21 protein-coding genes and 3 pseudogenes are annotated in these 23,438 nt (G+C 72.3%); 16 read left to right on the top strand and 8 right to left on the bottom strand.

Annotated features, from left to right (window positions below):
- The first annotated feature begins 214 nt into the window (after positions 1–214).
- Both ABZX85_RS12690 and ABZX85_RS12685 read left to right on the top strand, forming a co-directional pair.
- On the top strand, positions 215–2,233 hold the full coding sequence (locus ABZX85_RS12690) for a beta-galactosidase (protein ID WP_355865870.1): 2,019 nt from the start codon (positions 215–217) through the stop codon (positions 2,231–2,233).
- A gap of 148 nt (positions 2,234–2,381) precedes the next feature.
- Positions 2,382–3,950: a glycosyl hydrolase 53 family protein gene (locus ABZX85_RS12685; RefSeq protein ID WP_355865867.1), complete on the top strand. Its 1,569-nt coding sequence runs from the start codon at positions 2,382–2,384 to the stop codon at positions 3,948–3,950.
- 64 nt (positions 3,951–4,014) lie between these two features.
- On the opposite strand, the gene ABZX85_RS12680 is transcribed toward ABZX85_RS12685, so the two are convergent.
- Complete coding sequence (locus ABZX85_RS12680) at positions 4,015–4,401, bottom strand: VOC family protein (protein WP_355865864.1); 387 nt, start codon at positions 4,399–4,401, stop codon at positions 4,015–4,017.
- Between the two features lie 280 nt (positions 4,402–4,681).
- Here ABZX85_RS12680 and ABZX85_RS12675 point away from each other — a divergent pair, with 280 nt between their 5' ends.
- From ABZX85_RS12675 to aspA, 10 genes and pseudogenes are all read left to right on the top strand, one after another.
- Positions 4,682–4,972: a helix-turn-helix domain-containing protein gene (locus ABZX85_RS12675; RefSeq protein WP_355865861.1), complete on the top strand. Its 291-nt coding sequence runs from the start codon at positions 4,682–4,684 to the stop codon at positions 4,970–4,972.
- 128 nt (positions 4,973–5,100) lie between these two features.
- Positions 5,101–6,057 carry an SMP-30/gluconolactonase/LRE family protein gene (locus tag ABZX85_RS12670; protein ID WP_355865858.1) on the top strand — a complete coding sequence of 319 codons (957 nt, stop codon included), beginning with the start codon at positions 5,101–5,103 and terminating at the stop codon, positions 6,055–6,057.
- A gap of 66 nt (positions 6,058–6,123) precedes the next feature.
- On the top strand, positions 6,124–6,552 hold the full coding sequence (locus ABZX85_RS12665; RefSeq protein ID WP_355865856.1) for a CrcB family protein: 429 nt from the start codon (positions 6,124–6,126) through the stop codon (positions 6,550–6,552).
- A 21-nt stretch (positions 6,553–6,573) separates the two neighbouring features.
- A pseudogene (locus tag ABZX85_RS12660) lies at positions 6,574–6,780 on the top strand (DUF190 domain-containing protein); the annotation flags it as partial.
- 2 nt (positions 6,781–6,782) lie between these two features.
- Positions 6,783–7,148, top strand: coding sequence for a fluoride efflux transporter CrcB (gene crcB, locus ABZX85_RS12655; RefSeq protein ID WP_355865853.1), 366 nt, complete (start codon positions 6,783–6,785; stop codon positions 7,146–7,148).
- A 121-nt stretch (positions 7,149–7,269) separates the two neighbouring features.
- Entirely contained in the window at positions 7,270–8,103 is an 834-nt protein-coding gene (locus ABZX85_RS12650; RefSeq protein WP_355865850.1) for an undecaprenyl-diphosphate phosphatase, read from the top strand.
- Between the two features lie 157 nt (positions 8,104–8,260).
- Positions 8,261–8,938 carry a FadR/GntR family transcriptional regulator gene (locus tag ABZX85_RS12645; RefSeq protein ID WP_355866695.1) on the top strand — a complete coding sequence of 226 codons (678 nt, stop codon included), beginning with the start codon at positions 8,261–8,263 and terminating at the stop codon, positions 8,936–8,938.
- Positions 8,935–10,374, top strand: coding sequence for an amino acid permease (locus ABZX85_RS12640; protein ID WP_355865847.1), 1,440 nt, complete (start codon positions 8,935–8,937; stop codon positions 10,372–10,374). Before ABZX85_RS12645 ends, ABZX85_RS12640 begins: the two co-directional genes overlap by 4 nt.
- 35 nt (positions 10,375–10,409) lie before the next feature.
- On the top strand, positions 10,410–11,426 hold the full coding sequence (locus ABZX85_RS12635; RefSeq protein WP_355866692.1) for an asparaginase: 1,017 nt from the start codon (positions 10,410–10,412) through the stop codon (positions 11,424–11,426).
- A gap of 132 nt (positions 11,427–11,558) precedes the next feature.
- A complete protein-coding gene (aspA, locus tag ABZX85_RS12630) occupies positions 11,559–12,968 on the top strand; it encodes an aspartate ammonia-lyase (RefSeq protein WP_355865844.1) in 1,410 nt (469 codons plus the stop codon).
- A gap of 299 nt (positions 12,969–13,267) precedes the next feature.
- Here aspA and ABZX85_RS12625 read toward each other — a convergent pair whose 3' ends face one another.
- The 3 genes from ABZX85_RS12625 to ABZX85_RS12615 all read right to left on the bottom strand — a co-directional run bounded on the left by ABZX85_RS12625 (position 13,268) and on the right by ABZX85_RS12615 (position 15,026).
- The gene (locus ABZX85_RS12625; protein ID WP_355865841.1) at positions 13,268–13,777 is read right to left on the bottom strand and encodes an SRPBCC family protein; all 510 of its coding nucleotides are present in this window, start codon (positions 13,775–13,777) and stop codon (positions 13,268–13,270) included.
- 180 nt (positions 13,778–13,957) lie between these two features.
- The gene (locus tag ABZX85_RS12620; RefSeq protein ID WP_355865838.1) at positions 13,958–14,563 is read right to left on the bottom strand and encodes a GPP34 family phosphoprotein; all 606 of its coding nucleotides are present in this window, start codon (positions 14,561–14,563) and stop codon (positions 13,958–13,960) included.
- Positions 14,564–14,723: 160 nt separating this feature from the next.
- A complete protein-coding gene (locus ABZX85_RS12615) occupies positions 14,724–15,026 on the bottom strand; it encodes a muconolactone Delta-isomerase family protein (RefSeq protein WP_355865835.1) in 303 nt (100 codons plus the stop codon).
- Between the two features lie 191 nt (positions 15,027–15,217).
- Here ABZX85_RS12615 and ABZX85_RS12610 point away from each other — a divergent pair, with 191 nt between their 5' ends.
- Positions 15,218–15,598: an SgcJ/EcaC family oxidoreductase gene (locus ABZX85_RS12610; RefSeq protein ID WP_355865833.1), complete on the top strand. Its 381-nt coding sequence runs from the start codon at positions 15,218–15,220 to the stop codon at positions 15,596–15,598.
- Positions 15,599–15,612: 14 nt separating this feature from the next.
- Here the strand turns inward: ABZX85_RS12610 and ABZX85_RS12605 are convergent, their stop codons facing one another.
- Together ABZX85_RS12605 and ABZX85_RS12600 are read right to left on the bottom strand one after the other, a co-directional pair.
- Entirely contained in the window at positions 15,613–15,993 is a 381-nt protein-coding gene (locus ABZX85_RS12605) for a hypothetical protein (RefSeq protein ID WP_355865830.1), read from the bottom strand.
- Positions 15,994–16,005: 12 nt separating this feature from the next.
- Positions 16,006–16,551 (bottom strand): GNAT family protein, encoded by a 546-nt coding sequence (locus tag ABZX85_RS12600; RefSeq protein ID WP_355865827.1) that lies wholly within the window; start codon positions 16,549–16,551, stop codon positions 16,006–16,008.
- Between the two features lie 112 nt (positions 16,552–16,663).
- Between ABZX85_RS12600 and ABZX85_RS12595 the strand changes: the two genes are divergently transcribed.
- The 3 genes and pseudogenes from ABZX85_RS12595 to ABZX85_RS12585 all read left to right on the top strand — a co-directional run bounded on the left by ABZX85_RS12595 (position 16,664) and on the right by ABZX85_RS12585 (position 21,005).
- Positions 16,664–17,983, top strand: a complete 1,320-nt coding sequence (locus tag ABZX85_RS12595) for a hypothetical protein (RefSeq protein WP_355865824.1) — start codon at positions 16,664–16,666, stop codon at positions 17,981–17,983.
- Positions 17,984–18,135: 152 nt separating this feature from the next.
- A pseudogene (gene mptB, locus ABZX85_RS12590) lies at positions 18,136–19,608 on the top strand (polyprenol phosphomannose-dependent alpha 1,6 mannosyltransferase MptB); the annotation flags it as partial.
- Positions 19,609–19,664: 56 nt separating this feature from the next.
- Positions 19,665–21,005: a glycosyltransferase 87 family protein gene (locus tag ABZX85_RS12585; protein ID WP_355865822.1), complete on the top strand. Its 1,341-nt coding sequence runs from the start codon at positions 19,665–19,667 to the stop codon at positions 21,003–21,005.
- 83 nt (positions 21,006–21,088) lie between these two features.
- Here ABZX85_RS12585 and ABZX85_RS12580 read toward each other — a convergent pair.
- Positions 21,089–21,994: pseudogene (locus ABZX85_RS12580) on the bottom strand (D-alanyl-D-alanine carboxypeptidase); the annotation flags it as partial.
- 162 nt (positions 21,995–22,156) lie between these two features.
- The gene (gene rho / locus ABZX85_RS12575) at positions 22,157–23,335 is read right to left on the bottom strand and encodes a transcription termination factor Rho (protein ID WP_355865819.1); all 1,179 of its coding nucleotides are present in this window, start codon (positions 23,333–23,335) and stop codon (positions 22,157–22,159) included.
- Positions 23,336–23,438: the final 103 nt, after the last annotated feature.

Genomic DNA, 23,438 nt, shown 5'->3' with positions numbered 1-23,438 from the left:
ACCCTGGGCCCCCGCCTCGCGCGGGGACCTGCCATGCGATCACATGACCGTGGACCCTGCCCGTCGCAAGGCCCTGTCATGCTTCTGTGAGCGTTCACAGTAGAGAAACATCCCGGACACTTGTCAATGGTTGTTGCTGTGCGGTTATGTTGGGCTCCGAACGCCGCAGCCGTCTGTGAACGTTCCCAAATGATCGATTAAACGGGAGAGATCCATGCCGGAGACCAACCCCAAGGGCCTCACCCGGCTCGCCTTCGGTGGGGACTACAACCCCGAGCAGTGGCCGGAAAGCGTCTGGCAGGAGGACGTCCGCCTGATGCGCGAGGCCGGCGTCACGATGGTGAGCGTCGGCATCTTCTCCTGGGCCCTCCTGGAGCCGGCCCGCGGCGAGTACGACTTCGGCTGGCTGGACCGGATCATCGATCTGCTGCACGAGAACGGCATCCGCGTCGACCTCGGCACCCCCACCGTCGTCCCGCCCGTCTGGTTCTACCGCGAGCACCCCGAGGCCCTCCCGGTCGACGCCGACGGCACCCGCTACGCCTTCGGCTCCCGCGGCGCCATCTGTCACAGCAACGCCGACTACCGCGCCGCCGCCGCGAACATCACCACCAAGCTCGCCGAGCGCTACGGCGACCACCCGGCGCTCGCGATGTGGCACGTCCACAACGAGTACGGCGTCCCGGTCTCCGCCTGCTACTGCGACTCCTGCGCCGCCCACTTCCGCCGCTGGCTCGCCGGCACGTACGGCACCGTCGCGGCCGTCAACGCGGCCTGGGGCACCGCCTTCTGGGGCCAGCGCTACGCGAGCTTCGAGGACATCACCCCGCCGCGCACCGCGCCGACCGTGGGCAACCCCGGCCAGGCCCTCGACTTCAAGCGGTTCGCGGACGCCACGATGCGCGAGAACTTCTGCGCCGAGCGCGACATCCTGCACCGCCTCGCACCGGGCGTCCCGGTCACGACGAACTTCATGACCGCCCTCAGTCAGTGCGACTCCGTCGACTACTGGGCCTGGGGCCGCGAGGTCGACATCGTCACCAACGACCACTACCTGATCACCGACGGCCGCCGCACCCACGTCAACCTCGCGATGGCCGCCGACCTCACCCGCTCCGTCGGCGGCGGCGCCCCCTGGATCTTGCTGGAGCACTCCACCTCGGGCATCAACTGGCAGCCCCGCAACCCCGCCAAGGCGCCCGGCCAGATGGCCCGCAACTCCCTCGCGCACGTCGCCCGCGGCTCCGAGGGCGCGATGTTCTTCCAGTGGCGCCAGTCCCGGCGCGGCGCCGAGAAGTTCCACTCCGCGATGGTCCCGCACGGCGGCACCGACACCCGGGTCTGGCGCGAGGTCGTCGAACTCGGCGCCTCCCTCGACTCGCTGGCCTCCGTCAAGGGCTCCCGCACCGAGGCCGACGCCGCCGTCCTGTGGGACTGGCAGTCCTGGTGGGCGCAGAACCTCGCCTGGCGCCCCAGCGAGGACGCCGACCCGCGCGAGCGCGCCGACGCGTTCTACGAGGCCCTGTACGACCGCCACCTCACCGTCGACTTCGCCCACCCCGAGTCCGACCTGTCCTCGTACCCCCTCGTCGTCGTCCCCGCCCTCTACCTGATGACCGAGGCCGCCGGGAACAACCTCCGCGCCTACGTCGAGGGCGGCGGCACCCTCGTCGTCTCCTTCTTCTCCGGCATCGTCGACGAGCACGACGCCGTCCACGACGGCGCCTACCCCGGCGCCCTGCGCGACGTCCTCGGCCTCACCGTCGAGGAGTTCTCCCCGCTCCTGGAGGGCGAGTCCGTACGGCTCACCGGCCAGGGCGGCGCCGAGCTGACCGGTGACGTGTGGAGCGAGTTCGTCGTCCCGCGCGGCGCCGAGACGCTCTGGACGTTCGCCGACGGCCTCGCCGCGGGCCGCCCCGCCGTCACCCGCCACCGCCTCGGCGAGGGCACCGCCTGGTACGTCTCCACCCGCCTCGGCGCCGACGGCCTCGACACGCTGCTGGCCCGCGCCGAGGGCGACGCCGGGATCACCCCGCGCGACCTGCCCCGCGACGTCGAGGTGGTCCGCCGCTCCGGCGAGAGCGCCGACTACCTCTTCGCGATCAACCACTCCGACGCCGACGCCAAGGTGCCCCTCCGGGCGCCGGGCACCGAACTGCTGACCGGCGAACCCACCGCCGGACACCTCGCGGTCCCCGCCGGCGCCGTACGGGTCGTACGCCTCGACGGCTGACCCGCCCCAGACTCCCCCTTCGCCCGTGGAGCCGCGAGCCGCGGGCGGAGGGGGGCCTCGCACCCGGCGGGACGGCCTCCCCGGAGGCTCCGCCTTGTCAGGTGCGGGACACCCCACCCCCATCACGTCGAAGGGACGACGGACGACGATGTTCCATCCCAGACGCACTCTCCAGGCCCTCCTGCTGCCGCTGACGGCGGGCCTCGCCCTCACCGCCCTGCCCGCGCAGACCGCTGCCGCCGCCTCGACGCTCACCAACGGCGGCTTCGAGTCCGGCGGCACCGGCACCGCGACCCCCGCCGGCTGGTCCACCTACTCTGCGGCCGGCCAGAACTCCGCCTCCTTCACCGAGTCCGGCGGACACGGCGGCAGCTACCGGCTCACCCAGTGGGCGTCCTCCGCCTACAAGGTGGAGACGTACCAGTACCTGTCGGGGCTGACCAACGGCAACTACACCCTCACCGCGTGGGTCCGCTCCGGCGGCGGGCAGAACGCGGCGTACATCGCGCTCAAGGACTGCGGGAGCGCCGAGCAGCGCACCGACATCCCGGTGTCGTCCAGCGGCTGGATACGGATCGTCACGCCGATCAACGTGACGAACAACCAGTGCACCATCAGCATCAACAGTGACGCGAACGCCGGTAACTGGATCAACGTTGACGACCTGACGTTCAGTGCAGGGACCACCGGTACATCGATCCACGGTTCCGACATCTCCTCCCTCCCCAAGAGCGAGGCCAAGGGCGGCGTCTACAAGACGGCCTCCGGCTCCACCGGCGACGCGGTGGGCATCCTCAAGAACGCCGGCATGAACTACGCGCGCCTCAAGGTCTGGGTCAACCCCGCCGACGGCTACAACGACAAGGCGCACGTCCTCGCCCTGGCCAAGCGCGTCAAGGCGTCCGGCATGAAGCTGCTGGTCGACTTCCACTACTCCGACAAGTGGGCCGACCCGGGCGCCCAGTCCAAGCCCGCCGCCTGGGCGAGCCACAGCTACAGCCAGCTCAAGACGGACGTGTACAACCACACGTTCGACGTCCTGAACGCCCTCAAGGCACAGGGCACCACCGCCGACATGGTCCAGGTGGGCAACGAGATCAACGGCGGCATGCTGTGGAACGAGGGTTCCACCAGCAACTGGTCCCAGCTCGCCGGACTGCTCAACAGCGGCTACGACGCCGTCAAGGCGGTCAGCTCCTCCACCACCGTCGCCCTGCACCTCGCCAAGGGCGGCGACCTGTCCGGCACCCGCTGGTGGTTCGACAGCGCCGTCTCCAACGGCGTCAAGTTCGACGCGATCGGCCTGTCGTACTACGGCTACTGGCACGGCCCGCTCTCGGACTTCCAGACCACCCTGGACGACGCGGCGGCCCGCTACGGCAAGCCGGTCTTCGTCGCCGAGACCGCGTACCCGTTCACGCTCGCCCAGGACGACTCCCTGGAGAACCAGATCGACCTGAGCAGCGAGCTGGTCAGCGGCTACCCGGCCACGGTCGCGGGCCAGACCCGCTGGATGAACGACGTCACCAGCATCGTCGAGGCCGTCCCGAACGGCCGGGGCCTGGGCGTCTTCTACTGGGAGGCGACCTGGACCGCCGTCACCGGCAACGGCTGGGACCCCGCCGACGCCTCCTCGGGCAACGGCTGGGAGAACCAGGCGCTGTTCGGCTACGACGACAAGGCGCTCGCCTCGATGTCGTGGTTCAAGCACCGGTAGCCGTCACCTGACCCGGTCCGACGACACCAGGGGCCCGGCCGCGCGCACCCCGCGCGGCCGGGCCCTACTTCGTCTGCATGAGCTGGACCAGGTTCCCGCACGTGTCGTCCAGGACCGCCACCACGACCGGCCCCGCGTCCACCGGCTCCTGCGTGAACCGCACCCCGAGCCCCGACATCCGTGCGAACTCGGCCCGCACGTCGTCCACGGCGAACGAGGCCGCCGGGATGCCGTCCTCGAACAGCGCCGCCTTGTACGGGCCCACGGCGCGGTGCCCCGACGGCTCCAGGAGCAGTTCGGGCCCCTCGGGCGCGTCGGCGGAGACGACCGTCAGCCACCGGTCCGCGCCCACCGGGACGTCGTGCTTGGTCACGAAGCCGAGGACGTCGGTGTAGAAGCGGCGGGCCTTCTCCTGGTCGTCGACGAAGACGTTGGTCAGATGGATGCGCACGGGGTCTCCCCAAAGGCGTGGGCGGGCGTTCGTCCCCACACCGTAGGACCCCGGCGGCCACGGGTCCGGCAGACGCGCCTCCGGCCCGCTCCCTCGCTCCGGGGCCCCCGGGTCATCCGGAACCGAGCCGAACGCCCCGCGCGCGTGCGCCTTTCCCGCAGGCCGGACGGCGTGTCCCGGCCAAGCGTCACGGAGTGCGGGACGCGGGGGCGTTGACTGCGGGAGAGTGGACACACGCGGTAGGAGGAGGCCCCGACGCGAGGACGGAGGAGAAGGTCACATGCTGAGGACTCCCGTGGCCGGACGGCGCCTGGACATTCTGGAATGGCTCAAGGAGCCCGACCTGCACTTCCCCGCGCGGCGCGGCGCGTCCCCCGAACGCGGCGTCACCGCCGGCGCGCTCGCCCACAAGCTCGGCGTCCGCAGGAGGGTCGCCGGCAACCACCTCGTCCTCCTCGCGCGCGCCGGACTCCTGCGGGCCGAGAAGGTCGGCCTGCGGACGTACTACCGGCGCGACGAGATGCGTATCGCCGAGGCCGCCCGCATGTTCGAGAAGGGCTGGCAGCGGTAACGCCGACGGGCTCGTGGGACGGGGGAGACCGGCCCGGGGAAAGCCCCGGCAAAGCCCCCGGCCCGCGCGCATGGACACCCGCGCCCGCTGGGAGGATTGCCTCTCCCGACAGGAAGGGCGCCCCTTTCATGGACCGTCGCGCGGCTCTCGTCCCCCTCCGGTACGTCACCCTCCCGGGCCACGGCCCCGAGGACGTCGTGGCGGACGCGGACGGCAGAGTCCTCACCGGCGTCGCGGACGGGAGGATCTTCCGGATATCCGGCCTCGACGACCCCGGCGCGGCCCGCGTCGAGCACGTCGGGGAGATCGGCGGGCGCCCCCTCGGCCTCGAACTCCTCCCGGACGGCGGCCTGCTGGTGTGCGACGCGGAGGGCGCCCTGCTGCGCCTGGACACCGGCGACGGACGGGTGCGCGTCCTCACCGAGTCCGCCAAGGGCGAGCCGCTCAGGTTCTGCAGCAACGCCGTCGCCGCCCCCGACGGGACCGTCTATCTCACCGTCTCCAGCCGGGAGTTCGCGCTGGGGGAGTGGCTCGGCGACCTCGTCGGGCACACCGGCACCGGCCGCCTCCTGAGGCTCTCCCCGGGCGCCGACACGCCCGAAGTCCTCCTGGACGGGCTCCAGTTCGCCAACGGCCTCGCGCTCAGCGGCTGCGGCTCCTTCCTGATCGTCGCCGAGACCGGCGCCCGCCGCCTGACGAGGTACTGGCTCACCGGCCCCCGTACCGGCCTCGCCGAACCCTTCCTGGAGAACCTCCCGGGCCACCCCGACAACCTGTGGCGCGACGGTTCCGACGGCCTCGTGTGGATCGCCCTCGCGGGCCCCCGGGTCCGCGCGCTGGACCTCCTGCACCGTGCCTCCCCGGCGCTGCGCCGCCGCGCCGCACGGCTCGCCCTGCACGCCCCCTACCGGCCCTCCGGCACGGTCGGCGTCCTCGCCGTCGACGACACCGGCCGCACCGTCCACCACCTCACCCGCCGCCGCTCCGGCTTCCGCATGGTCACGGGCGTCTGCCGCACGACGGACGGCCTGCTCGTCCTCGGCAGCCTGAACGAGCGCGGCATCGCCGTCTGCGCGCCCGTCTAGGACGCCACCGGCGGAGTTACGCTGAGCCCGGCCGTGATCACTGCGGCCGGGCAGGAGACGTACGACATGACAGCGCCCGGGGCACCGAGCCCGCGCGAAGGACAGCTCCCGGTGGTCGCGGTGGTGGCCGCCGGCGGTGTGCTGGGCTCCCTGATCCGGTACGGCACGGGGCTGATCTGGCCGGCGCGCGCGGGCGGCTTCCCGTGGGCGACGTTCGGGATCAACGTCGTCGGGTGTGCGGTGATCGGCGCGTTCCTGGTCCTCGTCACGGAGATCCTGACCGTCCACCGGCTGGTGCGGCCGTTCTTCGGGACGGGGGTGCTCGGCGGGTTCACGACGTTCTCGACGTACGCCGTCGACTTCCGGAAACTGGTGGGAGACGGCCACCCCGTGACCGCCTTCGCCTACCTGGCGGGCACCCTGTGCGCCGCCCTGGCCGCCGTCTGGCTCGCAGCCACCGCGACACGCCGTCTCTTCGCGAGGAGGCAGACATGACGAGGTTGACGGGAAACACGCGTGCACACCACCCGGCTGCTCTCCCTGAGCGAGGACCTGCCGGTCGCGGTGGTCATCGTCGACACCGAGGAACGGGTCCGGGACTTCCTCCCGCAGCTCGACGCGCTCGTCACCGAGGGGCTGGTGACGCTGGAGCCGTGCGAGGTCGTCACGTACACCGGGCGCCCGGCGGAATCCGGCGAACCGGACAAGAAGGGTAAGAAATAGTTGTGAACTGGCTGCTGGTCGCCGTCGGCGGTCTGGTGGGCGCGCCCCTGCGCTACCTCACCGACCGCGCGGTGCAGTCCCGGCACGATTCGGTGTTCCCGTGGGGCACGTTCGCGGTCAACGCCGTCGGCTGCCTCGTCCTCGGCGCGCTCACCGGGGCCGCCTCCGCCGGGCCGGATCTGCGGCTGTTGCTGGGGACCGGGCTGTGCGGCGCGCTGACGACGTACTCGACGTTCTCCTACGAGACGCTCCGGCTGGCCGAGACGGGTGCCGGGCTGTACGCCTTCGCCAACGTCGCGGGCAGTCTCGTGGCGGGGCTCGGGGCGGCCTTCGGGGGGTTCTGGATCGGGCAGACGTTCTGGTCGTAGCGGGAGAGCGGGCGGAAACAGGGGGCACGGAGCCCTACTCGGGGCTGGTAGGACTGTGCCGCACAGCTGTCGCCCTCAGGCGTTCCCTTCCGTCTTCCCGCTTCCCGCAGAACTGGATTCCATGAGCATCTCCGTCGGCCAGGCAGTCGTCCTCGGAGTCGTCGAGGGAGTGACCGAGTTCCTCCCCGTCTCCTCGACCGGCCATCTGAAGATCACCGAGGGGCTGATGGGCATCCCCGTCGACAAGCCCTCGGTCGTCGGCTTCTCCGCCGTGATCCAGGTCGGGGCGATCGCCGCCGTGTTCGTGTACTTCTTCAAGGACATCGTGCGGATCGTGTCCGCCTGGGGCCGGGGGATCGCGCACAAGGAGGAGCGCCACCACCACGACTACAAGTTCGCGTGGTGGGTCATCTACGCGACGATCCCGATCGTGATCGTCGGCCTCGCCGCCAAGCCGCTGATCGACGGCGCGCTCGGCTCGCTGTGGGTCGTCGCCGCCTCCCTGATCATCGGAAGCGGCGTCATGTGGGCGGCCGACCAGATGGGCCGGCACAAGCGCGGTGAGGACGACACGTCGTTCAAGGACGCGATGCTGGTGGGGAGTTCGCAGATCCTCGCGCTGCTCTTCCCCGGCTTCTCCCGCTCCGGCGCCACCATGTCGACCGCGCTGATCCTCGACCTCGACCGGGTCGCGGCCACCCGCCTGTCGTTCTTCCTCGGCATCCCGGCGCTGACCGGAGCGGGCCTGTACGAGCTGAAGGACGCCCTCGGCGCGGGGGTCGGCGCGGCCCCCCTGGCGGTCGGTACGGTCGTCTCGTTCGCGGTCGCGTACGCCTCGATCGCCTGGCTGCTGAAGTTCGTCGCCAAGCACTCCTTCAACGCGTTCGTCGTCTACCGCCTGGTCGTCGGCGTCCTGTTGTTCGGACTGCTCGCCACGGGTGCGCTGAGCGCCTGATCAGACCACCGGGCGTGGGAGAGGCTTTCAGCCCCCACGTCCGGTGAATTTTTCTTTTCGTTCGTCTTGACACCGCCTGTCGCTCAGCCGCACCATCACTCCCGTGAACCTGTCAGACAGCCAGACAGGTGGTTCGGGGCCCCGTCGCGTGAGCGCGATGGAGGCGGTCCTCACCCACCTTCGCCGCGCCATCGAACGCGGCGACTACGCCATCGGCGACAAGCTCCCCTCCGAGGCGGAGCTCTGCCGCACCCTGGAGGTGTCCAGGCCCGTCCTGCGGGAGGCCCTGCGCGCCCTCCAGACGATGGGCCTGACGGTCGCCAAGACCGGCAAGGGCACCTTCGTGATCGCGAGCACCGTCGAGGACCCCACCTTCGGCGACTACGCGGCCAGCGACCTCCTCGAAGTGCGCCGCCACATCGAGATCCCGGTCGCCGGGTACGCCGCCCTGCGCCGCACCCCGGAGAACCTGGACCACCTGGCCCACCTCCTGGACCGCATGGAGCGGGAGACGGACACCACCGCTTGGGTCGCGATGGACACCCTCTTCCACCTCGCCGTCGCCGAAGCCGCCCAGAACCCGGTCTTCCGCCGGGTCATCGAGGAGATCCGCGACGCACTGGCGCGTCAGTCGGCCTTCCTCAACGAACTGGGCGGCCGGCGCGAACAGTCCAACCGCGAGCACCGCGCCATCGTCGAGGCGCTCATGGACGGTTCCGAGCCCGACGCGGTGGAGGCCATGAGCCATCACCTCGACCGCGTCGAGACGTCCCTCACCGACATCGTGCGCCCCGAGCGCACGGAAACTCCCCTGGAAGGCGGACCCGAGGCGTGAGCGAACAGCACCTCAAAGACGAGACGCGCCCCTCGTCCCCGCACGTCGACGCCGGAGACGAGGGATACAGCAAGTCCCTCAAACACCGGCACGTCAACATGATCGCCATCGGTGGGGCCATCGGCACCGGCCTCTTCCTCGGCGCGGGCGGCCGGCTCGCCGACGCCGGGCCCTCCCTCTTCATCGCCTACGCGGTCTGCGGGATCTTCGCCTTCCTCGTCGTGCGGGCCCTCGGCGAACTCGTCCTGTACCGGCCCTCCTCCGGGGCCTTCGTGTCGTACGCCCGCGAGTTCCTCGGCGAGAAGGGCGCCTACACGGCCGGCTGGATGTACTTCCTCAACTGGGCGACGACCGGCATCGCCGACATCACGGCGGTCGCCACCTACACGCACTACTGGGGCATGTTCTCCGACATCCCGCAGTGGGTGCTCGCATTGATCGCCCTGGCGGTCGTGCTGACCGTCAACCTCATCTCCGTCAAGATCTTCGGCGAGCTGGAGTTCTGGTTCGCGATCATCAAGGTCAGCGCGCTGGTGATCTTCATGTTGATCGGGATCTGGCTGCTGGTCACCCAGCACGACGTCGGCGGCCACACCCCCGGCCCGTCCCTGATCACCGACAACGGCGGCGTCTTCCCCAACGGCCTGCTGCCCATGCTGCTGATCATCCAGGGCGTCGTCTTCGCCTACGCCTCCGTCGAACTGGTCGGCGTCGCGGCGGGCGAGACCGAGAACCCCGAGCAGATCATGCCGAAGGCGATCAACTCGATCATGTGGCGCGTCGGCCTCTTCTACGTCGGCTCCGTCGTCCTCCTGTCGATGCTGCTCCCCTGGAACGTCTACAAGTCGGGCGAGTCCCCCTTCGTGACCGTCCTGTCCAACATCGGCATCCCGGCCGCCGGCGGCGTCATGAACCTCGTCGTCCTCACCGCCGCCATGTCCTCCCTCAACTCCGGCCTCTACTCCACCGGACGCATCCTGCGCTCCATGGCCGTCAACGGCTCCGCCCCCGCCTTCACCGCGAAGATGAGCCGCACCCAGGTCCCCTACGGCGGCATCCTCCTCACCAGCGGCGTCTGCGTCCTCGGCGTCGGACTCAACTTCGTCGTCCCCGCCGACGCCTTCGAGATCGTCCTCAACTTCGCGGCCATCGGCATCCTCGCCACCTGGGGAATGATCATGGTCTGCCACCTGCTCTTCTGGCAGAAGACCCAGAAGGGCGAGCTCACCCGCCCCGACTACCGGCTGCCGGGCTCCCCCTGGACCGAACTCGTGACCCTGGCGTTCCTCGCCTCCGTCCTGGTCCTCATGTACGCCGACGGCGGCGCCGGACGCACCACCGTGCTGTGCCTGCCGCTGATCGTCGGAGCGCTCGTCGCCGGCTGGTACGCCATCCGGGGACGCCTGAAGCGCGCCGCCGCCAAGGCCGACGCGTGACCCGCACACCGGCCCACGACAACCCGCAGGCAGTGATGTTCAGCAGCACCCCCACCGACGCCCCCCTGATCCGCGAGCCCCTCCACGCCCCCGTCGCCCACCTGGTGCGCGGCGGGGTCACCGAGGGGGTCCACTACGGCTCCGTCGTCGTCCTCGGCGCGGACGGCGAGGTCACCCTCCAGCTCGGCGACATCGAGGCCGCCTTCTACCCCCGCTCCGCCCTCAAGCCCGTCCAGGCCGTCGCCATGGTCCGCGCCGGGCTCCCCCTCGACGGCGGGCTCCTCTCGCTCGCCGCCGCCAGCCACTCCGGCGAGGAACGCCACCTCGTCGGGTCCCAGCACATCCTGGAGCTGGCCGGACTCTCCGAGGACGACCTGCGCAACGTCGAGGACATGCCCTACGGCGCCGTCCAACGCGACGAGTGGATCAGGGCCGGCCGGGGCCCCTCGCGGCTCGCGCAGAACTGCTCCGGGAAGCACGCGGCGATGCTCTACACCTGCAAGCTCAACGGCTGGCCCCTCGACGGCTACCTCGACCCCGCCCACCCCCTCCAGCAGGCGATCGCCGAGATCGTCGAGGACCTCACCGGGCAGCGGATCGCCCAGGTCAGCGTCGACGGCTGCGGGGCGCCCCTGTTCTCCGTCTCCCTGCACGGCCTCGCCCGCGCCGCCGCCCGCATCACCACGGCCGTCCCCGGCACCCCCGAGGCCAAGGTCGCCGACGCCATGCGGGACTTCCCCGAGATGGCCTCCGGCGCCGACCGAGACGTCGCCGCCCTCATGCACGCCGTCCCCGGGCTGCTCGCCAAGGACGGCTTCGAGGGCGTCGAGGTCGCCGCCCTGCCCGACGGGCGCGCGGTCGCCGTCAAGATCTCCGACGGCGCGAACCGGGCGCGTGTGCCGGTCACCGCCGCCGCGCTCGTTCGCGCGGGCGTCGAACCGGCCCGCCTCACGGCGTTCGCCGGCGAGCGGCTCCTCGGCGGCGGCGAACCCGTCGGCGAGGTCCGCGCGGTACGCGCACTGGACCCGGTCACCCTCCCGGCCTGCGCGTAGCGCCCCACCGGACGCCGCGCCCGCCCATGTGCGGGGCGCGCGCGGCGTCCGCGGCAGGGGTGCGGCGAGTGTGCGCGCCGCACCCCTGGTCACCGCTCACCCTCACCCACCTGAAAGAGGACGTCCCTCACCATGACCGCCGTCACCCGCAGCGAGCACGACCTCCTCGGCTTCCGTGACATCCCCGCCGACGCGTACTGGGGCGTCCACACCCTGCGCGCCACCGAGAACTTCCCCATCACCGGTACGGCCATCTCCGCCTACCCGCACCTCATCGACGCCCTCGCCGCCGTCAAGGAGGCCGCCGCCCTCGCCAACGAGGAACTCGGGCTGCTGGCGCCCGAGAAGGCCGCCGCGATCGTCGCCGCGTGCCGGGAGATCCGGGCGGGGCGGCTGCACGACCAGTTCGTCGTCGACGTCGTCCAGGGGGGTGCGGGGACCTCGACCAACATGAACGCCAACGAGGTCATCGCCAACCGGGCGCTGGAGCTGCTCGGGCACGGCAAGGGGGAGTACCGGTTCCTCCACCCCAACGAGGACGTCAACCTGGGCCAGTCGACGAACGACGTCTACCCGACCGCCGTCAAGGTGGCGACGGTCTTCGCGGTACGTGGACTGCTCAAGGCGATGGCTGTACTCCAGGACGCGTTCGGCCGGAAGGCCGTCGAGTTCCGTGATGTGCTCAAGATGGGCCGTACACAGTTGCAGGACGCGGTTCCCATGACGCTCGGTCAAGAGTTCTCGGCCTATGCCGTCATGATTGACGAGGATCGCAGTCGTCTTGACGAGGCCGTCGAGTTGATCCATGAGATCAACCTGGGCGCCACGGCCATCGGCACCGGCCTCAACGCTCCCGCCGGGTACGCCGAGGCCGCGCGCCGTCATCTCGCCGACATCACCGGCCTGCCGCTCGTCACCGCCGCGAACCTCGTCGAGGCGACGCAGGACTGCGGGGCGTTCGTCCAGATGTCCGGCGTCCTCAAGCGGGTCGCCGTCAAGCTCTCCAAGAGCTGCAACGACCTGCGCCTGCTCTCCTCCGGGCCGCGCGCGGGTCTGGGCGAGATCAACCTCCCGCCCGTTCAGGCCGGTTCGTCGATCATGCCGGGGAAGGTCAACCCCGTCATCCCCGAGGTCGTCAACCAGGTCGCCTTCGAGGTCATCGGCAACGACGTCACCATCACCATGGCCGCCGAGGCCGGTCAGCTCCAGCTCAACGCGTTCGAGCCGATCATCCTGCACTCCCTCTCCGAGTCCATCACCCACCTCCGCGCGGCCTGCCTCACCCTCGCCGAACGCTGCGTCGACGGCATCACCGCCAACACGGAGCGCCTCCGCGAGACGGTCGAGAACTCCATCGGCCTGGTCACGGCCCTCAACCCCCACATCGGCTACGAGGCCGCCACCGCCATCGCCAAGGAAGCCCTCGAAACAGGCCGCGGCGTAGCCGAACTCGTCCTGGAAAAGGGCCTCCTCCCAGCCGACTCCCTCACCGCCCTGCTCCGCCCGGAGGTGGTGGCGGGGAGCGGGTCGCCGCTGGCGTAGGGGGCGGGGCTGAGAGGACTCGGCCTGGTGTAGAGGGGGGAAGCCCGCGGATGCCCTCGCCGAGGAGGGGAAGTTCACTCGCGGCTGTCACCGCCCCGACCGCCGCCGCTCTCGCCCACGGCCTCGCGGGTTCCGCTCAGGGGTCCGTTGCCTGTGGACGAGCGGCTCACCCGGGACGGCTCACCGCCGATGGCGACGGCGCCGTCCATGCCGTCGGGAAGGCCGCCGCCATCGAGTGAGACCTCCGCCGTCGCATCCTCACGATCAGTGCCGAGGCGATGATCCCCCCTCGGCGTGCCTCAGCCCGTGTGCTCGGTCTCCAGTACCTGTTTGAGATTGCTGAGGGTGGTGGCGATGTTGCGGGCCTGGAACTCGGCGAAGGTGCTGCCCGAGGTGGCGATCCGGTCGAAGGTGTGGGCGACGGGCGCGGGCCAGGCGCGCCGGTCGTCGGTCCAGGTCTCCGTCACGCGCGTACCGTCACCGGCCTGTTCGAAGCGGTACTCCCAGGTGGCTATCGGGAAGCGCAGTCGCGGGCGGGTGATGCCGATCGTGTGCACGCGGAAGGCGAACCGGTGGCCCGGATCGGCGGCCGTCACCGTGCATCCGGTAGCCCACCGCAGCCGGCCGCGCTTGTTCAGCCCCACGAAACGGGCTCCGAGGGCCGCCGGCTCGCCGGACGACCCGGTGGGGGTGCCGAGGTTCTCCGGACTCCAGCGACCCATGTCCGCGGGCCGGGAGACCGCGTCGTAGGCACGCTCGGGCGGGACATCGATGACGACGCTGTCACTCACGGAAAACACGCGTGGCACTGTGCTGCCCTTCTCGACGACGAACTTACCGAATGGTAATGATCGGCGGACGCCGTGCTGCGGGGCGGGGCAGCGCATCGACTCCGCGGAGACTCGGGCGGAGGCCCGGAGCGAGTTCGCCCGCGACGACACCGCCCCCGCCCTCCAGGACAACCGCCCGCTTCTCGGGGCGACCGCGATCTAGTAACCCCGCCACACGTTGTCGAACGCCGCGTCCTCGATCTCCCTGCGTCGCCGTACGGCCTCCAGTTCCATCACCGCGTCGCCGACGGCGGCCAGGACCGTCGAGGTGGTCTCGTCGGTGAGGGCCTGGGTGTCCGGGGCGGGTTCGTCGCCGAGGCCGGCCGCCGCGCCCAGGGCGGTGAGGACAGGTTCGCCGGCCGTCCAGCGTTGCTCGGCGTGGCACCGGGCGGCCGAGTCGACGAGTTCGCTGCGGGACGTCCGTAGCGGGACGTGTCGACCGCGCGGCCGGGCCGTCAGCCCGACCCGTTCGAAGTCCTCGATGTACGTGGAGGACAGGTCCCGGCCCCGACGCCACAGCCAGTCCGACACGGACTCGTACGGTTCCTGCCGTACGAGTTTCCCGGCGGCCTCGTCCAGCAGTCGGTCACCCGTGGGTGCTTGGGCGCTCGGGACGATGTGTTCGCCGTCCAGGACGAGGGCTCCCGCCTCGACGAGGTCGAACAGCTCGGCTCCCGCGAGCACGAGCGAGAGGTCGCCCCGCTCGACGGGCCGGTCAGGCGCCGCGCCCAGGGCGACGATCGCGAGGTCCCGTGCGGTGGTCATGAGCGACTCCACGTCAGTCGGCCGGGCGCGGGGCGAGCGCGCCCGCGTCCTCGTTCGATTCTGAACCTTCCGCAAGTGCTGTGTGCCGTTCTCCGGCCGAAGCCGGTGGCCGGCGGCGGAACGGCGACACGGACGGCACGGCTCCCCGGGACCGTACAGCTCACTTCTCGTTCTCGGCCCTGCCCGGGTCGTTGGGGTGGGATTCGAGTGGGGTCACGCTGACGGACATCCAGGGGCGCAGCGGAAGGGTGCCGAGCACCTTCTCGTGAAGCTCGTCCTCGTCGGCGGCCCGCCACACGCCGATGCTGCGCAACTCGCCCACCGGGCGCCACAGCCGGGCCAGATGCCCGGTGGCGGCCAGCTCCCGCGCACGGACGGCCTCGGCGGCCCGCCGCCGGTCGACCTCGTCCTGACCGGTGCCCTCGGGGACGGCAGTGGTGATCTCCACCAGGAACTCTCGCATGACGTACTCCGCTCGTCGGTGACGAGTCCAGGGTGCGCCCGTCACCTGCCCGACGCCACAACCGGAGCGCCCGCCACAACCGAAACCCCCGCCACAACCGAAACCCTCGCTCGCGCGACATCCCGCACGCCGGGCGCAGTATGAGCACCCGGACACCGACATCCCGCCACACCGACCACCGAGGAGCGGACATGACCGGTACGACCGACGACGAGACGATCCTGCGCGCCCTCCTCGACCGCTGGAAGTCCGCGGTCGACGCCCACCAGCCGGAGCGCGTCGCCGCCCTGTTCACCGAGGACGCGATCTTCCAGGGCCTGCACCCCTACAGCGTCGGCCGGCAGGGCGTCGCCGACTACTACGCCTCCCAGCCGCCCGGCATGACGGCCGAGTACCGCGTCCTGGAGACCCGACGCCCCGCCGAGAACCTCGTCCTCGGCTACCTCGACGTCACCTTCTCCTTCACGGACCGCCCGGCACTCACGGTCAAACTCTCGACCCTGGCGACCCGAACGGGCCACGAGTGGCACCTCGGCCACTACCAGGTATCCCACCTCGACGAGGGGGCGTGAGACAGGACCGCGGCTCAGCCGGCCGGCGTCCGCTCGGCGGGGAGACTCGTCCTGAGCCTCTCGAACGCGGTGGGCGTCGAACGGCGCGGCAGGAAGTCCTTGATCCGCCGAGCGCACTCGGCCGGCCCGTCGACGCTCGTGTCGCACTCGACGTCGTAGAGGCCGTGCGCGTGGACCTGGGCGAGCTGGCGTGCGGCCAGTCCCGGTGTCCGGTCCCCGCGCTCCCGCTCGCGTCGTTCCAGTTCCGGCAGGGCGCAGTGGACACCGACCAGCCGCCATCCCGGCAGCCGCACGGTGAGAAGCGACTCGGCGATGCTCGACTTCCCGGAACTCGACGTGCCGTTCAGGAAGATGACCAACCCACCGGATGGCTGCGAGGCACTCACCGACGTCACGTTCCCCCGGCCCTAGCCCCGTGCGCCCCTCTTCCACTCCTCCACCAGCAACCCCAGCAGCACCTCGTCCAGGAACTCCCCCATCACCCAGGCCGAGGAGCGCAGTACGCCCTCGCGGGTGAAGCCGTTGTGTTCGGCGGCGCGGAGCATGGCGGTGTTGTCGGCGAGGGTCTCGATCTGGAGGCGGCGGAGGCCGCGGACGGTGAAGCCGTAGTGGCAGAGGACGGCGACGACGTCGGTGCCGTAGCCCTTGCCGCGGCAGGAGGGGCGCAGGCCGAGGCCGATGTGGGCGAGGCGGTTGTGGGTGTCGATGCCCCAGAGGTTCGCGACGCCCACGAGGGAGCCGGTCTCCCGGTCGACCACGGAGAACGGGACGTGCGAGTCGGGGTCCTTGGTGTCCGCCCCGAGGCGGGGGTCCTTCGCGTCGGGGGCGACCGGCCGCCAGGGCCGGCTCTCGGCGCGCGAGGCGTTCTCGACGTCGTTGAAGAGCTCGGTCCGCAGGACCGGGAGGTCGTCCTCGTGCCGGGCCCGGAGTGCCACCTTCTCGCCTGTGAGCATGCGATCTTCTTATCGGCCCGGACCGGCCGACGGCAACCGGATTTGCGGGCGCCGCGCCCCCTCGCGGGAAATCCCCTTGAAGCCCGGCCCGCCCCCGGCGAAGATCGCACGCATGTTCTCCCGCAAGCTCCGCCGCCCCAAGTCCCCCGACACCCTCAAGGCATGGGAACGCCTGGACCAGGGCGACATCCCGGGCGCGCTGCGCGTCCTGCGGGCCGTCGCCGAGAGCGCGCCGCTCGCCGAGGTCGCCCTGGTCACCGGGCGGGCGGCGGACGAGGCCGGGTTCGACGACCTGCGCGACGCGGCCCGGGCCGTCGTCGCCGGCCCCGGCCAGCCGCGCCCGCTCTACGACTTCGGGTACGCCTGCATCGAACGCGGCATCGCCGCCCTCGCGGTCCCCGCGCTGCGCGAGGCCCTGAACCTGGCCCCCGGCGCGAAGCCCCTCCTGCGGGAACTCGTCGCCGCGTACGAGGACGGCTCCCGGCACCGCGAGGCGGCGGACCTCCTCCTGGCGCACGAGGACACCCTCGACGACTGGCCCGACCGCTACCTCCTGGTGTTCAACGCCGTCCTCGCCGGCGACCTCCCCCTGGCCCGCCGCCAGCACGCCCTGCTCGGCGACCCCGAGGACGAGATGTGGCTGCCGACACGCGCCCGGCAGAACCGGGTCCTGGAGCGCGCGGCGGCCGTCGAGGCGGTGAGCCCCCTGGACCGCACCGACCTGCGCGGCTGGCAGTACGTCATGGGCGGCACCTTCCTCGGCACCCTCTCGCCGTACGGCTACGACGCGGGCATGACCGGCCGCTACGCCTTCCTCCAGGACACGTACGACCAGTGCCACCGCGGCCTGTCCAGGCTCGTGGCGCTGCTGGAGGCGGCCGAGGCGCGTCCGGCGTCCGTGTCGCTGCTGCCGGACCGGTCGAGCCGGATTCTGGGGCTGGCGGCGGCGCAACTGCTCGGGCTGCCCGCCGTACCGTTCGAGGCGGGCCGTGAGAACACCGTCGTCATCGCCTACGACCTGAACGAGACCGCCGAGGCGGAGCAGGGCGCCGAGGCCCTGGGCGCGCTGTTCGAGCGGGCTCCAGGACAGGTGCTGCACGAGCACGCGAGCTGCTGGACCGACCCGCCCGCCGTCACCCCGGACAGCGTGACCCTGCTCCACGAGTCGATCGTGGCGCCCTGGGGCGACGCGCTGCGCCTGGGCGAGGACGGCGAGGTGGAGCGCGGCGGCGCCGACACCCGCCCGGAGGAGGAGCTGGCCGAGCTGATCGTCGCCGCCGACCCCACCCCCGACGCCGGCGACGGCACGGCCCCGGACGACCCCCGGGAGGGGTTCACGGAGTTCGTGGCGGCCGTCCGCCCGACCTGGTCGCGGGGCGACCGCGCGCGGATACACAGCACGGGCCCGGTCCCGAGCTCACGCTTCGCCTGACCGGCCAACCGGCGGGGTACGGGGGCCTCGCGCGCCGGAGCGGGCACCCCGCCCGCGCACCCCGGTGACGCCACCCCCGTACCCCCGGTCCCGAACCCGGGACGAGCGCCCGGCGTACGGGAGCCGACCGTCCGGCGTACCCCGGCCCCCGCTCACGCCCCGGTCACGCACAGACCACCGCCCCGCAGGCGGGGCGTCGCCTGGCGGCCACACTGTCTCGCCACGCTGGCAGGGTGCTGGCCAAGGCTTTCCCTCCCGCTCTCCGCCGCTGCCAGGTGCTCGGCCTGGCCGGTACCTCCTGTCTGGCGTTGGGCGGGGAGACCGCCGGCGCCCTCCCCGCGCGCGAACTCCTCGCGCCCTCCTCGCCGCACGCCGTACTCGGCCTCGTCGGCGTCTACTTCGGGCTCGTCCTGCTGACGGCCGCGTGGGTGACGCTCGGCCGCCGGGTGCGCGGCGACGACCGGCCGTCCACCCGCGCGCTGGTCCTCGTCCTGGCCGTCTGGGCGGCGCCGCTGATCGTCGCGCCGCCGCTGTTCAGCCGGGACGTCTACAGCTACCTCGCGCAGGGCGCGATGGTGGACGCCCACATCGACGTCTACTCCTACGGCCCCTCCAGCCTCGGCGGCCCGCTCGCCGACGAGGTCGCGCCGCTGTGGCAGCACACCGGGGCGCCGTACGGGCCCGCGTTCATGGGGCTCGCCGGGGTCCTCGCGGGCCTCACGCGCGGGGAGCTGCCCGCCGGGCTGTACGGGATGCGGTTCGTGGCGCTGCTCGGGGTCGCGCTGATGGCCGCCGCGCTGCCCCGGCTCGCCCGGCACTGCGGCGCCGACCCGGCGGTCGCCCTGTGGCTCGGGGTGCTGAACCCGCTGGTGCTGCTGCACCTGGTCGCGGGCGCCCACAACGACGCGATCATGCTGGGCCTGCTCGGCATCGGCCTGGTCGCCGCCCTCGGCGGACGGTTCGCGCTCGGCGCGGTCCTCGTCACCCTCGCCGCCCTGGTCAAGGCGCCCGCCGCGCTCGGCCTCGCGGCGGTCGTCATGCTCCAGCACAGCCCGGTCCGCGCCACCGCCAAGACCCTCGCCGTGTCCGCCGCGACGACCGTCGCCGTCACGGCCGCCACCGGCACCGGATACGGCTGGATCAGCGCCCTCAGCACCCCCGTCTCCCCCCAGAACTGGGCCCTCACGAGCCTCCTGGGCCGCGCCACCGGCGCCCTCCTCACCCGCGCCGGCAGCGACCTCGCGCCGCTCGCCGTGCCCGCCTGGCACGCGCTGGGCCTCGCGATCACCGCCGCGCTCGTCGCCGTGATCTGGTGGCGGCTGCGGCCCCGCCCGGTCTACGCGCTCGGCCTCAGCCTCGCCGCCGTCGCCGCGTTCGGGCCCGCGATCCGCCCCTGGTACGCGCTGTGGGGCCTCTTCCTGATCGCCGCCGCCGCGCCCGACACGTCGGTACGGCACCGTACCGCCGTCGCCGTGGCCGGGGTGCTCGCCCTCGCCGTCCTGCCCGACGGAGGCCCCGCCGACGCCGGACAGGTCCTGCTCGCCGTCTCCGGCGGCGCCCTCGCGGTCGTCGTCCTGTGGCAGGCCCGCCTCGCCTCCGGCCCGCTGCGGAGCCGTACGGCGTGACACCGAGAGACGACGTGACCCCGAGCGGCGGCATGCCCCGACGAACCCCGAGGACCATGAGACTCCCCGAGACCGACCGCGGCCGTCTGCTCCTGCTCCTCGCGCTGGCCGCCGCCGTCACGGCGTTCACCGCGACCGTGCCGCTCCTGCGCGACTGGTTCGACCTGCGCGTCTACTACGGGACGATCGACCACTGGGTCCACCACGGCGGACGCGTCTACGACTACCGGGTCCCCGACACGCCGTACGGCTTCACCTACCCGCCGTTCGCGGCCGTCGCGATGCTCCCCATGGCGCTGACCGGCCTGCACACGGCGATCGCGCTCGCCCTGCTGCTCAACCTCGCCGCCCTCGCCCTGGTCCTGCGCCTCCTCGCTGGCCGGGAGTGGCGCCGGCACGGCTGGTACGGCGTCGGCCTCACCCTGTGCGTGCTGGCGCTCTTCGAGCCGCTCCGGGACACGATCAGCTTCGGCCAGGTGAACATCCTGCTGCTGGCGCTCGTCCTCGTGGACGCGCATCTGCTGGCCACCGGCCGGGACCGCTGGGCGGGTGTCGGGATCGGCCTCGCGGCGGCGGTGAAGCTGACGCCCGCGCTGTTCATCGGGCTGCTCCTGGTGACCCGCAGATGGCGGGCGGCCGGGATCGCGACCGCCGTCGCCGTCGGCGCGACCGGGCTCGCCGCGCTGATCGCCCCGGACGCGTCACGGTTCTACTGGACGACCGCCCTGTGGGACACCACGCGCGTGGGCCGCCTCGACTACGTCTCCAACCAGTCCCTCCAAGGGGTCCTCGCCCGCCTCGGCGTCGAGGGCAAGGCCGTGTGGGCGATCGTCGTGCTCCTGGTGCTCGCGGTGTGGGTGCGCCGGGTGCGCCGCGCCGGGGACTGGCGAACGGCGTTCGCATTGACCGGATTGACGGCCTGTCTGGTCAGTCCGGTCACTTGGGTGCATCACTTGATCTGGTTGATTCCGTCGTTCGTCATCTTGATCCGCGCCGGACACATCCGGATCGCGTCAACTCTGTACGCCGTCATGTGCACCAGCGTCGTGTGGATCTGGTTCCACGACGCGTCCGGCCTCGACGGCTTCGTCGGCAGCAACCTGTACGTCTGGATCACCCTGGGCCTGCTGCTGTGGCTGCCGACCGGTCAGCGCCGCCTCCCGGCCCGCAGCACGAACGACACCCCGCCCGCGCCCAGCGCCGCCGCCCCCACGACCGCCGCCGCCACCAGCCAGCCCGGCACACCGCCGTCCCCCTCGGAGGCCGCCGCCGCGACCGCCGGACGCACTCCCGGACCCGGCCGGGGCCGCGCCCGCAGCGCGTCCAGCGAACCCACCGGGTCCACCCGGCCCGCCGCCGCGAACCCCCAGTCCAGCAGGTCCCGCGCCTCCTCGTAGACCGTGAAACCCCCGCCGGACTGCGGGTTCATCACCGTCACCACCAGCGTCCTGCCCCCCTTGCGGGCCGCCGCGACCAGCGTGTTCCCGGCGTTGGTGGTGTAGCCGTTCTTCACCCCGACGAGCCCCGGATACTCCGCGACCCCGTCCTCCCCGGTCAGCAGCCGGTTCGTGTTCGCGATCTCGTACGACCAGCCCCCGCCCCCGGGGAACCGGGCCCGCGCGAGCCCGCAGTACCGCGCGAAGTCGCTGTTGCGCAGCCCCGCCCGCCCGAACACCGCCAGGTCGAACGCCGACGACACCTGGCCCGGCGTGTCGTACCCGTCCGGGGACAGCACGTGCGTGTCCAGCGCGCCGAGCGCCCGAGCCTTGGCCTGCATCCGCCGCGCCGTCGTCTCCCAGCCGCCGTTCAGCGCGGACAGGACATGCACGGCGTCGTTCCCCGAGTTCAGGAACACCCCGCGCCACAGGTCGGCGACCGTGTACGTACGGCCCTCCGCGACCCCGACCAGGCTGCTGCCCGCGCCGATGCCCTCCAGCTCCGACGCCGAGACCCGGTGCCGGATGCCGGCCGGCAGCACCGGCAGCACGGTCAGCGCGAACAGGGTCTTGAGGGTGCTCGCCGGGGGCAGCCTGCGGTGCGCGTCCGAGGCGGCGAGCACGGCCCCCGAGTCCGCGTCGGCGACGACCCACGAGAGCGCGGAGACCCCGGGTAGCGCGGGGGCGCCGGGGCGGGGGTGGACGTGGGTGCCGGGGCGGCGCAGGAGCGCGGGGGAGGGGGCGCCGGGCGCGGCGGACGCCGACGGGCGGACGGGCGCTGGGGGACTTCCGGGCGCTGCGAGACGTACAGAGGTCGCGGGGGACCCGAGGGAGTCAGCGGCGTACGATCGGTCCGGCGCTCCCCGTACCCCCGGAGCGGAGCCGGTCGCCGCGAGCGCCACCGGGCCCGCCGCCAAGGAGACCGCGGTACACAACGCGCAGGCCGTCATGGCGGCCCGGGAGGAGAATCCGATCGTCATATGGTCAACGTAGAAACGATCATGCGGATCGGCGTGCTGCCCGTGCCGATCGGGGGCCGGTGAGTACCCGGATGCCGTACGGGCGCCCGCTCGCCGGCCGCCCTGCGACGCCCCCGTCCTCGCGGGCCGTTCTCACGCCCCCGGGAGCGTCGGCTGCACCTGGCGCAGGAACGTCGCGTTGTCCGGTGTCTTGCGCATCCGGTCGAGGAGCGTCTCCAGCCCGCTGCTGGTGTCCCGGGAGGCGAGGGCCCGGCGCAGGCCGTGGGTGGCGGCCAACTCGGCCGGGGTGAGGAGGAGTTCCTCGCGGCGGGTGCCGGAGGTGTAGAGGTCGACGGCGGGGAACAGGCGCCGGGAGGCCGGTTCGCGGTCGAGGCGCAGCTCCATGTTGCCGGTGCTCTTCAGCTCCTCGAAGTAGTAGTCGTCGGCCCGCGAGCCCGTCTCGACCAGGGCGGTCGCCAGGATCGTCAGCGAGCCGCCCTCCTCGACGGCACGGGCGGCGCCGAAGAACCGCTTCGGGCCGAGCAGGGCGCCCGCGTCGACGCCGCCGCTGAGCGTGCGGCCGTTGCTCGGGGCGGCGTTGTTGTGGGCCCGGCACAGCCGGGTCAGGGAGTCCAGGAGGATCACGACGTCCTCGCCGGCCTCGACGAGCCGCTTCGCGCGTTCCACGACGAGTTCGGCGAGGGCGGTGTGCTGTTTGGCCGCCCGGTCGAACGTCGAGGCGTACACCTCGCCGCGCACCGAGCGCCGCATGTCGGTGACCTCCTCGGGGCGTTCGTCGAGGAGGAGGACCATCAGGCGGGCCTCCGGGTGGTTGCCCGCGACGGCCGCCGCGAGCTGCTGGAGCAGGACCGTCTTGCCGGTCTTGGGCGGGGCGACGAGCAGGCCCCGCTGGCCCTTGCCGACGGGCGCGAACAGGTCGGTGACCCGGCCCGCGAGGCCCGACGCGGGGTGTTCGAGGCGGAGCCGCTCGCTGGGGTGCAGCGGCGTCAGCTCGGCGAACCTGCGCCGGCCGCGCGCCTGCTCGGGCGTACGGCCGTCGACGCCGCTGACCTCGGTCAGCCCGCGCCGGTCGCGCAGGCCCTCCACGAGGTCGCCCTTGCGCAGGCCGTGACGGCGGATCAGCGCCGCCGGGACCTGCGTGTCCTCCGCCTCCGGCAGGAGACCGGGGCCCCGCAGGTACCCCTTCCCGCCGCCGTCGACGTCGAGGACGCCGGCCACGAGCCGGGCCGGGGGCTGCTGCTGGATCTGGGGGTGTTCGAGTGTGGTGGTCATGAGGGTCGGTCCTTTCGCGGACGGACAGGCATATGGCATGCGTGGGGAAGGGAGAACGCCGCGAGATTCGGAAGCCGACACACGCTTCCGGCGGCTGAGAGACACCCCGGTTCCACGGGGCGAAGAAGAAAGAAAGGGAACC

It is taken from the genome of Streptomyces sp. NPDC004539, assembly GCF_040610055.1.
Classification (GTDB): Bacteria; Actinomycetota; Actinomycetes; order Streptomycetales; family Streptomycetaceae; genus Streptomyces.
This window is presented reverse-complemented; position numbering and strand designations above follow the sequence as displayed.

Bases quoted from the DNA above. Each gene is read 5' to 3' on its own strand.
- ABZX85_RS12690 (WP_355865870.1), top strand. From the start codon at position 215: ATGCCGGAGACCAACCCCAAGGGCCTCACCCGGCTCGCCTTCGGTGGG.
- ABZX85_RS12685 (WP_355865867.1), top strand. From the start codon at position 2,382: ATGTTCCATCCCAGACGCACTCTCCAGGCCCTCCTGCTGCCGCTGACG.
- ABZX85_RS12675 (WP_355865861.1), top strand. From the start codon at position 4,682: ATGCTGAGGACTCCCGTGGCCGGACGGCGCCTGGACATTCTGGAATGG.
- ABZX85_RS12670 (WP_355865858.1), top strand. From the start codon at position 5,101: ATGGACCGTCGCGCGGCTCTCGTCCCCCTCCGGTACGTCACCCTCCCG.
- ABZX85_RS12665 (WP_355865856.1), top strand. From the start codon at position 6,124: ATGACAGCGCCCGGGGCACCGAGCCCGCGCGAAGGACAGCTCCCGGTG.
- ABZX85_RS12650 (WP_355865850.1), top strand. From the start codon at position 7,270: ATGAGCATCTCCGTCGGCCAGGCAGTCGTCCTCGGAGTCGTCGAGGGA.
- ABZX85_RS12645 (WP_355866695.1), top strand. From the start codon at position 8,261: ATGGAGGCGGTCCTCACCCACCTTCGCCGCGCCATCGAACGCGGCGAC.
- ABZX85_RS12635 (WP_355866692.1), top strand. From the start codon at position 10,410: ATGTTCAGCAGCACCCCCACCGACGCCCCCCTGATCCGCGAGCCCCTC.
- aspA (WP_355865844.1), top strand. From the start codon at position 11,559: ATGACCGCCGTCACCCGCAGCGAGCACGACCTCCTCGGCTTCCGTGAC.
- ABZX85_RS12620 (WP_355865838.1), bottom strand. From the start codon at position 14,563: ATGACCACCGCACGGGACCTCGCGATCGTCGCCCTGGGCGCGGCGCCT.
- ABZX85_RS12615 (WP_355865835.1), bottom strand. From the start codon at position 15,026: ATGCGAGAGTTCCTGGTGGAGATCACCACTGCCGTCCCCGAGGGCACC.
- ABZX85_RS12610 (WP_355865833.1), top strand. From the start codon at position 15,218: ATGACCGGTACGACCGACGACGAGACGATCCTGCGCGCCCTCCTCGAC.
- ABZX85_RS12600 (WP_355865827.1), bottom strand. From the start codon at position 16,551: ATGCTCACAGGCGAGAAGGTGGCACTCCGGGCCCGGCACGAGGACGAC.
- ABZX85_RS12595 (WP_355865824.1), top strand. From the start codon at position 16,664: ATGTTCTCCCGCAAGCTCCGCCGCCCCAAGTCCCCCGACACCCTCAAG.
- ABZX85_RS12585 (WP_355865822.1), top strand. From the start codon at position 19,665: ATGAGACTCCCCGAGACCGACCGCGGCCGTCTGCTCCTGCTCCTCGCG.
- rho (WP_355865819.1), bottom strand. From the start codon at position 23,335: ATGCCATATGCCTGTCCGTCCGCGAAAGGACCGACCCTCATGACCACC.